Source organism: Stenotrophomonas sp. C-A, from assembly GCF_054030835.1.
In genome coordinates, this window is record NZ_CM132916.1 from 4,615,482 (window position 1) to 4,628,153 (window position 12,672).

13 protein-coding genes and 1 pseudogene are annotated in these 12,672 nt (G+C 63.2%); 3 read left to right on the top strand and 11 right to left on the bottom strand.

Annotated elements, in window-relative coordinates; all coding sequences use genetic code 11:
• Positions 1–148 precede the first annotated feature (148 nt).
• The 11 genes and pseudogenes from cydB to ACW5IY_RS21450 form a co-directional block, all read right to left on the bottom strand.
• Positions 149–1,162: a cytochrome d ubiquinol oxidase subunit II gene (gene cydB / locus ACW5IY_RS21400; protein WP_010482330.1), complete on the bottom strand. Its 1,014-nt coding sequence runs from the start codon at positions 1,160–1,162 to the stop codon at positions 149–151.
• A 1-nt stretch (position 1,163) separates the two neighbouring features.
• Positions 1,164–2,561: a cytochrome ubiquinol oxidase subunit I gene (locus ACW5IY_RS21405; protein WP_049435995.1), complete on the bottom strand. Its 1,398-nt coding sequence runs from the start codon at positions 2,559–2,561 to the stop codon at positions 1,164–1,166.
• Positions 2,562–2,690: 129 nt separating this feature from the next.
• A complete protein-coding gene (locus ACW5IY_RS21410) occupies positions 2,691–3,890 on the bottom strand; it encodes an ABC transporter permease (protein WP_049435996.1) in 1,200 nt (399 codons plus the stop codon).
• A gap of 1 nt (position 3,891) precedes the next feature.
• On the bottom strand, positions 3,892–4,467 hold the full coding sequence (locus tag ACW5IY_RS21415; RefSeq protein WP_239682858.1) for an FtsX-like permease family protein: 576 nt from the start codon (positions 4,465–4,467) through the stop codon (positions 3,892–3,894).
• Positions 4,424–5,170, bottom strand: a complete 747-nt coding sequence (locus ACW5IY_RS21420) for an ABC transporter permease (RefSeq protein WP_457327245.1) — start codon at positions 5,168–5,170, stop codon at positions 4,424–4,426. The genes ACW5IY_RS21415 and ACW5IY_RS21420 overlap by 44 nt, the downstream gene beginning before the upstream one ends.
• A gap of 54 nt (positions 5,171–5,224) precedes the next feature.
• Positions 5,225–6,043 carry a hypothetical protein gene (locus tag ACW5IY_RS21425; RefSeq protein WP_049435997.1) on the bottom strand — a complete coding sequence of 273 codons (819 nt, stop codon included), beginning with the start codon at positions 6,041–6,043 and terminating at the stop codon, positions 5,225–5,227.
• Positions 6,040–7,251, bottom strand: coding sequence for a hypothetical protein (locus ACW5IY_RS21430; RefSeq protein WP_152906225.1), 1,212 nt, complete (start codon positions 7,249–7,251; stop codon positions 6,040–6,042). Before ACW5IY_RS21430 ends, ACW5IY_RS21425 begins: the two co-directional genes overlap by 4 nt.
• Before the next feature lie 52 nt (positions 7,252–7,303).
• On the bottom strand, positions 7,304–7,609 hold the full coding sequence (locus ACW5IY_RS21435; protein ID WP_152906226.1) for a hypothetical protein: 306 nt from the start codon (positions 7,607–7,609) through the stop codon (positions 7,304–7,306).
• A gap of 266 nt (positions 7,610–7,875) precedes the next feature.
• Positions 7,876–8,091 carry a hypothetical protein gene (locus ACW5IY_RS21440; protein WP_049435999.1) on the bottom strand — a complete coding sequence of 72 codons (216 nt, stop codon included), beginning with the start codon at positions 8,089–8,091 and terminating at the stop codon, positions 7,876–7,878.
• Positions 8,088–8,741: pseudogene (locus ACW5IY_RS21445) on the bottom strand (RNA polymerase sigma factor). The gene ACW5IY_RS21440 and the pseudogene ACW5IY_RS21445 overlap by 4 nt, the downstream one beginning before the upstream one ends.
• 37 nt (positions 8,742–8,778) lie before the next feature.
• Positions 8,779–9,108, bottom strand: coding sequence for a hypothetical protein (locus tag ACW5IY_RS21450; RefSeq protein WP_049436000.1), 330 nt, complete (start codon positions 9,106–9,108; stop codon positions 8,779–8,781).
• Positions 9,109–9,275: 167 nt separating this feature from the next.
• On the opposite strand from ACW5IY_RS21450, the gene ACW5IY_RS21455 reads away from it, so the two are divergent.
• The 3 genes from ACW5IY_RS21455 to ACW5IY_RS21465 are packed head-to-tail and all read left to right on the top strand — an operon-like array spanning position 9,276 to position 12,649.
• Positions 9,276–11,645, top strand: coding sequence for a S9 family peptidase (locus ACW5IY_RS21455; RefSeq protein ID WP_049436001.1), 2,370 nt, complete (start codon positions 9,276–9,278; stop codon positions 11,643–11,645).
• Positions 11,642–12,061, top strand: a complete 420-nt coding sequence (locus tag ACW5IY_RS21460) for an NUDIX hydrolase (RefSeq protein WP_049436002.1) — start codon at positions 11,642–11,644, stop codon at positions 12,059–12,061. Before ACW5IY_RS21455 ends, ACW5IY_RS21460 begins: the two co-directional genes overlap by 4 nt.
• A 27-nt stretch (positions 12,062–12,088) precedes the next feature.
• Positions 12,089–12,649, top strand: a complete 561-nt coding sequence (locus ACW5IY_RS21465) for a hypothetical protein (RefSeq protein WP_049436003.1) — start codon at positions 12,089–12,091, stop codon at positions 12,647–12,649.
• The last annotated feature ends 23 nt before the right edge of the window (positions 12,650–12,672 follow it).

Genomic DNA, 12,672 nt, shown 5'->3' on the forward strand with positions numbered 1-12,672 from the left:
TCCTGCAGCCGTGCGTCCGTCCAGGACGTCGCCGGCTGCCCCCCTGGCCGCCGGAAAGGAGCGCACGCTAGCACGTCCCGCGCGGGGTGTGCAGGTTTCACATTCCCCAACACGGGGCCCGGCAAGCGCAGGCCCCGTCTTCAATCGATCAGTGGTAACCGGTGTCGGCGTGCACCTTGCCGCGGAATACCCGGTAGGACCACGCCGTATAGCCGAGGATGACCGGCAGCAATATGACCAGCCCGACCAGCGTGAAGCCCAGCGACGACGCCGGCGCGGCGGCCTGCCACAGGGTCATCGACGGTGGCAGCAGATACGGCCACATGCCCAGCACCAGGCCGAGGAAGCCGAGTACGAACAGGGCCAGGCTGAGCAGGAACGGCGGCAGGTCACGGCGCGGGTGGGTGGCACTGCGCCACAGCGCGGCGGCTACCGCCAGGGTCAGCAGCGGCACCGGCGACAGCCACCAGAAGTTGCCGTCGCTGAACCAGCGATCCATCAACCGCGAATCGAGGAACGGCAGCCAGCTGCTGACCAGGCCCATCGCCGCGATCACCGCCACCACCAGCGGCCGGGTCATCTGCCGCGCCAGCGCCTGCACGCGCCCTTCGGTCTTCAGGATCAGCCAGGTGCTGCCCAGCAGCGCATAGCCGGCCACCAGTGCGGCACCGGTCAGCATCGCGAACGGGCTGAACCAGGCGAACGGGCCACCCTGATAGACACCGTCCACCAGCGGGATGCCCTGCACCAGGGTGCCAAGGATCACGCCCTGGGCAAACGTGGCCAGCAGCGAACCGAGGCCGAACGCCACGCTCCACAGCCGGCGCGAACGATGCGCCTTGAAGCGGAATTCGAACGCCACGCCGCGGAACACCAGCGCCACCACCAGCAGCAGCACCGGCAGGTACAGCGCCGACAGCAGCACCGCATACGCCTTCGGGAACGCCGCCAGCAGGCCGGCGCCACCGAGCACCAGCCAGGTCTCGTTGCCGTCCCAGATCGGCGCGGCGGTGTTCATCATCAGGTCCAGCTGTTCCTCGTCCTCGGCGAACGGGGCGAGGATGCCGATGCCGAGCACGAAGCCGTCCAGCACCACGTACATCAGCACGCCGAAGCCGATCACCGCGAACCATGCCACCGGCAGCCAGGTCATCAGGTCCATGTCAGCGCTCCTCCAGCGGTTCGTCGGCGGCCGACAGCGGGCGTGCCGGGGTATGGCTGCCGTGGTCCAGCGACGGCCCTTCGGCGTACGGCTGCGGCCCATGGCGCAGGATCTTCACCAGGTACCAGATGCCCCAGCCGAACACGAACGCGTAACCGACCACGTAAACGCCCAGCGACAGCGCGGTCATCCACGCGCTCTGCGGGCCCACTGCATCAGCGGTGCGCAGCACGCCATACACCACCCACGGCTGGCGCCCCATCTCGGTAACGAACCAACCCGACAGCAGCGCGATGAAGCCGCTGGGCAGCATCCAGTTCCAGCCGCGCAGCAGCCACGGCGAATCCAGCAGCTTCTTCCGCCAGAACTGGAAGGCCGACACCCAGGCCAGCAACAGCATCAGCGTGCCCAGCCCGACCATGATGCGGAAGGCGAAGAACACCGGCGTCACCGGCGGCCGCTCGCTGGCGGGTACCGAGGTAAGAGGATCGAAAGTGCCGTCCAGGCTGTGGGTGAGGATCACGCTGCCCAGCTTCGGGATGGCAACCTCGAAATCGTTGCGCTCTTCCTTCTCGTTCGGCAGCGCGAACACCACCAGCGGCACGCCCTCGCCTTCCTTGGTTTCATGCCAGTGCGCTTCCATCGCCGCGATCTTCATCGGCTGGTGCTTGAGCGTGTTCAGGCCATGCATGTCGCCGACGAAGATCTGCACCGGCACGGTCAGTGCGGCGAACGCCACCGCCGCGATCAGCATGCGCCGACCCGCTTCCACGTGCGTGCCCTTGCGCAGGTACCACGCGCCCACACCACCGATCACGAAACAGGTAGTGATGAACGAGCCCAGCGCCATGTGCGCCAACCGGTACGGGAAGGACGGGTTGAACACCACCTGCCACCAGTCGACCGGATGCACGATACCGTTGACCATCTCGTAACCGGCCGGCGTATGCAGCCAGCTGTTGGACGACAGGATCCAGAACGTGGAGAACAGCGTGCCCAGCGCCACCATGCAGGTGGACAGGAAATGCAGGCGCGGTGAGACCCGGCCCCAGCCGAACATCATTACGCCGAGGAAGCTGGCTTCCAGGAAGAACGCGGTCAACACCTCATAGGTCAGCAGAGGGCCGATGACCGTGCCGGCCACCTCGCTCAGCCGCGGCCAGTTGGTGCCGAACTGGAAGGCCATGACGATGCCGCTGACCACGCCCATGCCGAACGACACCGCGAAGATCTTCTGCCAGAAGAAATACAGCTCGCGCCACACGGGCAACTTCGTGCGCAGCCAGCGCCATTCGATGAAGGCCAGCCAGCTGGCCGTGCCAATGGTGAAGGCGGGGAACAGCACGTGGAAACTGATGACGAATCCGAACTGGATCCGGGACAACAACAACGCGTCCAAGGGACGCCTCCTGCCTGTGACCGGTGGGATACCGGACCACTTTAGGAGGATTTCGTTAAGGTGGGATGCGACCGGGTGACGCGCTGCTTCACTTTGTCGCAGGTGGAGCTGGGTGACAGGATGAATGGGCTACAGGGGCTTCAGCAAGGCCAAGGGCGGCTCCTTGGCGATTCGCAGGGCCCGGGGTACAAGTGCAGTCAAGCACGCCGCCATCACCAGCACGACAGCGCTCGATATCGAGAACCACGGTGAACCTGTGATGCCGTCCTGCGGCGCTCCTACCCACTGCAACGACAACGCGCCGAGCAGGGCGCCCAGCGTGGTGAACAGTGAAACCTCGAACATGATTTCGGCGAAGATCACGGACCTGCGAGCACCTAATGTCCGTCGAACCCCGATGGAGTACCGGCGCCGGTCAAGCCACGCGCCTACAACTCCGGAAACGCCGGCCATCAGCACACCGAGAACAACGGCCGTCATGACCGCGAGCACGGTCGTAGCAAAGCGATCAGCTTTGACGTAGGCGTCGCGATATCCCGCCAGGGTCTCGACACCGGCCGGAGTCACGATCCGATAAGGCCGCTGCAGCGCATCGACAGTACGATCAAGCGATGAACGATCAACCTCCGACCTCCACTTCGCCAGATAGTAGCGACTGGCGCCCATGGGGAGGCCCGGAAGTAGCGCCCACTGCGAGTCCCGCTCATTACCTCCTGGTGCCGGTCCAGCAACAGAGGCAAATACGCCCATGATGACCCGGCTGCTGCCGGGGCCGAAATACAGGCGGCGGCCAACAGCACTCTCCGTTCCGAACAGTCGGGCAGCCAGCGATTCACTGATCAGCACCACCGGAGTGCCTTCAACCATGTCGTCCTCCATGGCGTCCCGCCCCAGGACGATTCCCGCGCCCAGAATCGCCAGCAGACCAGAGCTTGCAGTTACCACGGGAATGCGATCACATCCGGCAACGTCTGTCGTACCCGCATTCATCGAATACACCATGGCCGACTCACTGGTGCATACGCCGTATCGATGGGCTCTTCCTCCGAACGGAACAGAGTCGCTCACAACCGTGTCCTGAACACCGGGCAGCCGGATCGCGGACAGGTCTGCCCGCTGCACTGCTGCATCCGCGCCTTCTTCAACATCGGATACCCTGACCACACCAATCGATGCTGCCTCCCGGATGCTCCCGGTGTTCAATCTGGCGAAGCTGTCCAGCGCGGATTGCAGTGCGAACGCACATGCCAGGCTTGCAAGCGCTGCCTGCACTGCAAGTAGTGCGGCGCTTCCCAAATGCCGTCGGATCTCCCTCATCGATTCGAACATTTCAGGCAGCCCCCTTCGCAAAGGCATTCGACAGGGAGCTGACCCTGCAGATTTCAAACGACGGGACCAATGAACAGAGCAACGTCGTGACGACTCCCAGGCCAGCGGCCATCAGCAATGCCCCAGCATGCATCGCGGTTATCGCGCTGGGCAGAACGTCTCCCGCAGCAACCACCCGGATTCCCAGCATATAGGTGACGACAGCGAGCGCACTGCTTGCGGCTCCCGCCGCGATGGATTCCCACATGAGCTGGATGAACACGTCCCGGCGTCGCGCGCCCAGTGCACGTCGTATCGCGAGCTCCCGCCGACGGCGCCCCAGACTGAAGCTCAGCAGCGCCGCCGCGTTGACGATGCACACACCGAGAAGGATCAGTGACAGCCGAAGCTGCATCCTGGCCCGCTCTGGAACCAATCCCAGCCTGTCCAGCCAATCCATCAAAGGCCAGAGTGCCACCTGCTGGGTGCCTGGTTCGATCCGAAGACCCTTTGCCTGTGCATAGGCATTCAGATTCGCACGGTAGGCGGCGACATCATCCGCAGTGGGCAGCCACGCCCACAATTGAAGCCATGACACGTTGGCCCCTGCAGGATCCGTGTCCTGGTCCCCCCCCCCAGATCGCCGTCCCGTCCACAACAGTCAGCCTGTCTGCGATTGCGGTCTCAACCGGCAGGTAGATCTCGTCAGGTTCCACAAACGGCCGGCGTGTGAGATCTCCCTGAAACATCGGCACCGGATGCCAGTCCTCCGCGACACCCACAACGGTATAGCTGCGCCTGCCCAGTTCCAACCGATGACCAACACAGTCCTGTGCACACTCACGCGAGGCGAGCGCACGCGAAAGCACCACGATTCGACTCGCAGCATGCCCCTCCTCGGCGGTCCATGCCCGTCCTTGAACAACGGCAATGCCAAGCACACTGAAGACTTCCGACGTAGCGAACCTCGCACGCAGCCTTGCGCTGGACTCTCCCGGCCGGGAGAGCGTCACCGCCCCCCCTGCCATTGCTGCCTGTTTCCACGTCCCGCCTTGGCCCAGAAGCGCCTTCGCATCTGGCCAGGTCAGTGCCTGTCCAGGATCCGGGGAACCACTGCGCAGGGCATCTGGACGCGCGTCAAGGTACGGGCGGAACAATGCGGAGCTCCGGCCTGGTGCGGGATCCGACGATGCCTGGAGAACAATGGAGAGCATCACGGTGGTGATCCCTACCCCCGCACCCAGCATGAGAGCGATTGCCAGATGAGTGCCGATTCGTTGCTTGAAACGGATCAACGACATCCTGATGTAATAACCGTGCACGTACCCTCCTTGGCTTTTGCAGAGCCCTCAACTTCAACTCGACGGAACTCCCCGTAAAAGAAGTTGCTCTCCTTCTTTCAGCTCACCTATTCCAGCCATGTATGGACTGCAGGCGCAGAAGGTCAGGCTTTCGTCCTCTTGGTACACCAGGATCTCGCCCATCCTGCTGTCGAACAGCTCCCGGCATGCATGAACAAGGGCTGGAAAATCCCCAAGATCCGCTTTGGGTCGCCCCCTTGGGAAACTCAGTGCGAACGCTTCTCCGTGATAACTGCATATGATTGGGATGCCTTGCGGCTGTTCGACGAAAAATGGATGCCACTGCTGCTCCCCTTCTGCGACATCAGAGTCACCATTCCACCGGAAGTAGGACCAGACTGACTTCTGTACGAAGTTTTCCAGATGCGACATATCAGGCATTCGATGACCGAACCCAAAAGCGAACCGTGGCGTTTTGATGTCTGGGATACGCTCGGAAAGAAGCTTCCACTGCACATTCAAGGGGAGGAGCGATCTACTCACCCCGCGAGGACCAATTCCGTGTGCCAGTGCGTGCGCTCGCGACAGAACCGAACCCAAAGCCGTGTATGCCCAGTTCTCATGCAGACGGAATGTACGAAGACGCTTGCCAATCTCGGTGCAGGAGAGATCGAATACTCTGTTGATGATGTAGGCAGAACACACGCTCGGAACCGATTTCTCCAGTACGGGTTCAATGATCTCAGCCTCCTGAACGCGCCAATTTCGAGTCAGCTCGTCCAGATGGATCACACTCACACCCCGAACATCCCCGAGCACGGCTGCGACGACGTCTTCCGGATCGGAGTGGATAACAATGGTTGGAATCTTCATGCCGCGCTCTCCAGCATTTCCCCTGGCACTCTTTGGCTGTACCCGGCCCTGATCTCCTCCTGAATTTCATCCACGACCGCCATCAGCTGCAACGAGGCGGGTGACTCCAGTACGAATAGCGTCGATACCTTCCGTTCGATGAAGAATCCGCCTGCTACGTGCATCAGTCGTCGCTTCATTCTCCTCCCGGCTTCCTCTCCAATCCCAGCACCGATACCAACCAACCTCCCGAGAAGCTGGTGGATGGCGTAGTAAACAAAAACCGCGTGAGCCAGTGAATGGTTCGGAATGAAGTTACCTGACCATGGTGAAACCGGGCGAACTCTGATTGCACCTGACATGAACTTCCCATGCACCTCTTCATAGGCGGAGAGGTACGAGTGGACAGACTCATGCAGAATTGCCTCTGCGCAGATATCCACGGTCATTTCCGGCCTGTGGACATTGAGGATTCGGATACAACCTGCATGAATCGGTCGATACTCGGATCCAAGATTCAGAGGTGAAGCCTGATCACCCGACTCGATCGACTTCCTCACGAGCACACGCCTTGTGAATGTTCGAATCAGGAGACCCAGATGTGGAGTGGCTTCGTCCACAAGCCTTATGGCCGCTTCCAGCTTCTCCTGGATTACGGCAAGCTCTTCCGATGAGATGCTCAGGAATGGATTGCAGAACGTTCCGCTCTCTGGCTCGTTTCGACGTGCCAGCCCACTATCCACGTCCAGAGCGATCACACCGCCCACCTTTGCGCGCTCGACCTTCTCAAATCCGGATTCATGCCGCCTGATCACCCACTCCCCAAGAGGGCTTTCGACTCCTATCCCTTGGTGAAATTTGCCCATTTCTTCATGGATGGGAGCAACTAGACACTCCGCCATTGCGGCGAGATGAAGCGCTTCGATGGTCGTGACAGGCCTTCCATCTGTATCTTCATGGGAGATTCCATCTGGATCATCCATGAATCCGGAAACCCACGGGGAGCCAAGCAATCTTCTTCTCGCCGCGGGATCCAGCTGCTTGAATGTTCTTTCAAAGCTCTCAACACGCTCTTGATTCTCAAGCCGCTCATCTCTGAATTTTGAAAGAGCCTCACCCAAACGACGCGGAGTTATTTCAAACCATGCATCCAGCAGCACCGAGCAAACGTCAACCGTTTTGCATGGATCTTCAATTGCTCTCCTGAGATCCTCTATGGAAGTTCTCATCAACCTCTCCTTGGTGACGGACGACCACCCCCATGGGCGGCCGTCCGCGTTCTTAGACGTTGAACTTCTGGGCGTCAGGAACTACGTGCGCAAACTGGAGCTCTTCACCTGACGAGTAGTGGCCGCAGTGGGTACCACCGCTTGAGTAGTTGGTACATTGAACACCTGCGATCTCGCTATCGCCGGTTCCTTCTCGCAACTCCGCCCCACTGACGAGAGTGATGTCCAGCAAAGAGGCGTTCTGGATCTGCGTGAGATCATTGGACGCACTTTCCTGCGACGCAGATGCGATTCCGGATAGACCAAGCATTGCAATGAGTGCCGGAGGAAGAAGCACGGACTTGCAGATCTTCGACATTGTTCAGCTCCTTGAAGTTGATACTGCTGAATATGGCCGTGAGCTTGCGCGGCTCCTGGCCAGCGTCAGCGATTGCTGACGATTTAGACTGTTCCAGCAGAGTCATCGACATCAATAGCAGCAGATTCCTTTGCAACTATCCTCAGTGCGGGGACCTTCACGTAGCGTCTGGAGATGACGCAATCCGCCGAGTGCGGGGGATTCTCCGAATCAGTGACATTGGAAATGGCGGAGGAAAATTCATGCTGGATACGACTGACAATCGATTAATTCCAGAAGTACCAGCCCGCTGCAGCCAGCAGCGCGCCAAACGACGCCACCTGCACCACCACATAGCCCACGCCACTGTCGCGCGACTCAGCGGCGATGCGCTTCTGCAGCGCCTCGCTCACATCCGGTGTCTGTTCCTGCTGCGCCTGCTCACGCAACGCCTGCGCCAGCGCGCGCTTTTCCGCATCGCGAGGGTCGGTCGGTGGGTTCACAGCAGTTCTCCAGCGGTGGCATGCCGCGTCAGTTCCTGCTTCAGGACCTGGCGCGCGCGGTACAGGTGGCTCTTGATGGTACCGCGTGCCAGCCCGGTCACCTGCTCGATCTCGGCCAGATCGAAATCCTCCAGGTAATGCAGGCCGACGATCAGCCGCTGCGGTGCACTCAGCCGTTCCAGCGCCGCGCCAAGATGGCGACCAGCCTACAGCGCCTCGCTCAGTTCAGCCGGCCCCGGCCCTTCATCGCCAATACCCAGTTCCTCGGGTACTTCCACCGCCACCATCCATTGCGCCTCCAGCCGTCGCCGGCGCAGGTGCTGCAACGCCGTGGTGTAAGCCACCCGTGAAACCCAGGTACGCAAAGAGGAATCAAAGCGGAACCGGTGCAGCTGGCGGAACACGGCCAGGAAGGTTTCCTGCAGCAGGTCGGCGACCTGATCGCGGTCGCCCACCATGCGCCCGATCACATGCGCGCAGGTGCGTTGATGGGTCTCCACCAGCTGCGAAAACGCCGCCTGCGAGCTGTCGATGATGGCCCGCACCAAGGCTTGGTCCGCATCCAGCGGTGCAGCGGGTGCCGCCGTCGCCGCTGCATCGTGGCGGCGACGGCCCCGCAGTGCCGACAGCGCTTCGCCGAGCAGGCTCATGCGCGGGGCGCCTCCTGTGCCCGTGGCATGTCCTGGCTCAGCCCTTGCGTGCGGCAGGACGGGTGAAGTGCCAGGCCAGCAGCTGGCCGAGGCCGGCACTGCCGACCATCGCGGCGGCGGCGCCGAAGGTCAGTTCGCGTGCACCGATCGCCTCCAGCAGGGCCATGGCCACGGCCAGGCTGACCAGGCTGATGCCCCAGCGCAGCGCGCCCTGGCGGCGGCGTTCTTCTTCCAGCACGGCCAATGAGCGGATCACTTCCTCCGGCAGGTGCGGAGCCACCAGCTTGCTGCGCGCGCGCGCATCGGCGATGGCATGGATCGCGTAGGCGATGCAGATGAAGAGGGTGATCGGGATCAGTTCCTGCATGGTCGGGCTCCTGTTCGGTGGATGATGCGGGTTCAGGAGATTGGATGCGCGACCCCGGCAACCGGTTGCAGCATTTTGCCAATCCCGCTGCCATGACCTGTGGCCCCTGCCCCGGGCCCTTGCGGCTGCTACGCTTGCCCGGTTTCCTCTTCTGGTGCCGTCCGCCCATGTCCCGAGTGCTGCCCCTGTCCCTCCTGCTGTCGGCCGTGCTGGCCGCACCGGCTGCGCATGCCGCGCCGACGCCGATCACCATCGAACAGGCCATGGCCGACCCGGACTGGATCGGTCCGCCGGTCGAGAAGGCCTGGTGGTCGTGGAACAGCCAGCAGGTGGAGTACCAGCTCAAGCGCAACGGCAGCCCGGTGCGCGATACCTTCCGCCAGCCGCTGGCCGGTGGCGTGGCCGCGCAGGTGGCCGATGACCAGCGCGGCACCCTGGACGTGGCCGAGCCGGTCTACGACCGCAGCCGCAGCCGCAGCGCCTTCGTGCGCAATGGCGACGTGTTCGTGCGCGACCTGCGCAGCGGCGCGCTGACCCAGCTGACCCGCAGCAACGAGCGCGCGGGCAACGTGAACTTCGCCGCCGACAACGGCGTGATCTGGCGGGTCGGCCAGAACTGGTTCCACTGGACCGCCGCCAGCGGCGTGCAGCAGGTGGTCAGCCTGAAGGCCGAGAAGGACCCGCGTACGGCACCGAAGGCCGACGTGCTGCGCGACCAGCAGCTGCGCACGCTGGAAACCCTGCGCCGCGACCGTGACCAGCGCGAAGCACTGAAGGACCAGGACCAGCGCTGGCGCCAGGCCGACCCGACCCGCGCGCCGGGCCCGGTGTACCTGGGCGCCGACGTGGAGATCGCCGACAGCGTGCTGTCGCCGGACCTGACCCACCTGATCGTGGTGACCAAGCCGAAGGACTTCGATGACGGCCGTGGCGGCAAGATGCCGCTGTACGTGACCGAGTCGGGATACGAGGAAACCGAGGACACCCGCACCCGCGTCGGCCGCAACGGCTTCGAGCCGCACACGCTGTGGTACGTGAACGTGCGCACCGGCAAGGCCGAGAAGGTCTCGCTGGCTGGCCTGCCGGGCATCAGCACCGATCCGCTGGCCGAGCTGCGCCGCAAGGCCGGCAAGGACGCGCTGAAGGGCGAGCGCAGCCTGCAGGTGATGAGCGACTTCATGGGCGGTGGCATCCGCTGGAGCGCCGACGGCCAGCAGGCTGCGGTGATGCTGCGTGCCAACGACAACAAGGACCGCTGGATCATCAGCGTCAACGCCGCCGACGGCCGCGTGCAGAACCGCCACCGCCTGACCGACAACGCCTGGATCAACTGGGGCTTCAACGATTTCGGCTGGATGGCCGATGGCCGCACGCTGTGGCTGCTGTCCGAGGAATCCGGCTTCTCGCACCTGTACACCCAGGCCGGCACCGCCAAGCCGCAGGCGTTGACCAGCGGCAAGTGGGAAACCTCGGCGCCGGTGCCGTCGGCTGATGGCAAGGGCTTCTACTTCCTGTGCAACCAGCAGGCGCCGCATGACTACGAAGTCTGCGCGGTCGATACCGGCAGCCGCCAGGTGCGCGAGCTGACCAGCCTCAACGGCGTGGAAGACTTCTCGCTGTCGCCGGACGGCCAGCAGCTGCTGGTGCGCTACTCCGGCGCCTACCTGCCGCCGCAGCTGGCCGTGCTGCCCAGTGCCGGTGGCCAGGCCCGCGTGCTGACCGACACCCGCACCGCCGACTACAAGGCGCGCCAGTGGATCCAGCCGAAGCTGGTGGCAGTGCCGTCCAAGCACGGTGCCGGCGTGGTCTGGGCCAAGTACTACGAACCGGAAAACAAGGAACCGGGGAAGAAGTACCCGATCGTGATGTTCGTGCACGGCGCCGGCTACCTGCAGAACGTGCACCAGCGCTACCCGGCCTACTTCCGCGAGCAGATGTTCCACAACCTGCTGGTGCAGAAGGGCTACATCGTGCTGGACATGGATTACCGCGGCAGCGAGGGCTACGGCCGCGACTGGCGCACGGCGATCTACCGCAACATGGGCCACCCGGAACTGGAAGACTACAAGGACGGCCTGGACTGGCTGGTCGATACCCAGCAGGGTGACCGCGACCACGCCGGCATCTACGGCGGTTCCTACGGCGGCTTCATGACCTTCATGGCGCTGTTCCGCTCGCCGGGCACCTTCAAGGCCGGCGCCGCGCTGCGCCCTGTGGTCGACTGGCACCAGTACAACCACGGCTACACCAGCAACATCCTCAACACCCCGGACATCGATCCGGAGGCGTACCGCGTGTCCTCGCCGATCGAATACGCGCAGAACCTGCAGGACAACCTGCTGATCGCCCACGGCATGATGGATGACAACGTGTTCTTCCAGGACTCGGTGAACCTCACCCAGCGCCTGATCGAACTGCACAAGGACAACTGGTCGATCGCACCTTACCCGCTGGAACGCCACGGCTACACCCGTGCCGATTCCTGGCTGGACCAGTACAAGCGCATCCTCAAGCTGTTCGAGCAGAACCTGAAGTGAGCAACGCCGCGGCCACGATCCACATCGTGGCCGCGGTCATCCTGGATGACCGCGGCCAGGCGCTGGTGGTGCGCAAGCAGGGCGCCAGCCGCTTCATCCAGCCGGGCGGCAAGCCCGAACCCGGCGAAGCACCGCTGCAGGCACTGGCCCGCGAACTGGACGAGGAACTCGGTGTGCAGCTGCGCGCCGGGACCGCCAACGCGCTGGGCACGTTCGAGGACTGGGCGGTGAATGAGCCCGGCCACCGCGTACAGGCACAGGCCTGGTGGGTACAGGTGGACGGCACGCCACGGGCGCGCGCCGAGATCGCCGAACTGGCCTGGGTACCGCTGCAGTCGCCGCATGCCCTGCCCTTGGCACCGTTGAGCGAACACCATATCCTGCCGGCCGTCGCCACCCGGGTGACGGCCCGCTGATTACCCCACTGCTGCCCAGGACATCGGATGTCGCTTCAATCGCCCCAAGGCCGTCCTCCCAGCGCAGTCGCCGCCCAGGATTTCATCCGACCGCTGGGCTTGGCTTCCCTGCTGGTCTGCGCAGGATTCATCGTACTCATTGCACTTCAAGCAGTGTTGCTTTGGCAGCTGGCTGACAGTCCGCTCTGGCAGAGAATGATCATGATGGCCACTGAGCAGGGTTTCCCCCACAGCGTGCAGTGGATGCTGAAGGACCCGGTCGCCGCCACATTATGGCTGTCGGTACCCGGCATACCTGCCGTGCTTTCAAGCTGGGGCTTCTACCGGCAGCGTCGCTGGGGACTCTGGAGCTACGTGGCCTTGCTGTGGTTGTCCGCGGTGGCGAATTTCGCGGTCGTCTGGTGGCTGGACAGCATCTTCGCTGACCTCATGACGCATATCGTCGATCCACATACGCTGCGCGAAGCCCAGGTCCAACGAATCCTGGTGTCACTGACCTTGTCCGGAGGCGCCGTGGCCCTACTCGTTGCACAGGGCTGGCTGGCCTGGCGCCTGCTGCGGCCGGAAATCCGCTCACGTTTCCACTGAGTTCCCCTTTCCCGCACGACAAG

Excerpts from the sequence above, each read along its gene's own strand:
- cydB (WP_010482330.1), bottom strand. The coding sequence starts at position 1,162 with ATGGACCTGATGACCTGGCTGCCGGTGGCATGGTTCGCGGTGATCGGC.
- ACW5IY_RS21410 (WP_049435996.1), bottom strand. The coding sequence starts at position 3,890 with ATGTTCGAATCGATGAGGGAGATCCGACGGCATTTGGGAAGCGCCGCA.
- ACW5IY_RS21420 (WP_457327245.1), bottom strand. The coding sequence starts at position 5,170 with ATGTCGTTGATCCGTTTCAAGCAACGAATCGGCACTCATCTGGCAATC.
- ACW5IY_RS21425 (WP_049435997.1), bottom strand. The coding sequence starts at position 6,043 with ATGAAGATTCCAACCATTGTTATCCACTCCGATCCGGAAGACGTCGTC.
- ACW5IY_RS21430 (WP_152906225.1), bottom strand. The coding sequence starts at position 7,251 with ATGAGAACTTCCATAGAGGATCTCAGGAGAGCAATTGAAGATCCATGC.
- ACW5IY_RS21435 (WP_152906226.1), bottom strand. The coding sequence starts at position 7,609 with ATGTCGAAGATCTGCAAGTCCGTGCTTCTTCCTCCGGCACTCATTGCA.
- ACW5IY_RS21450 (WP_049436000.1), bottom strand. The coding sequence starts at position 9,108 with ATGCAGGAACTGATCCCGATCACCCTCTTCATCTGCATCGCCTACGCG.
- ACW5IY_RS21455 (WP_049436001.1), top strand. The coding sequence starts at position 9,276 with ATGTCCCGAGTGCTGCCCCTGTCCCTCCTGCTGTCGGCCGTGCTGGCC.
- ACW5IY_RS21465 (WP_049436003.1), top strand. The coding sequence starts at position 12,089 with ATGTCGCTTCAATCGCCCCAAGGCCGTCCTCCCAGCGCAGTCGCCGCC.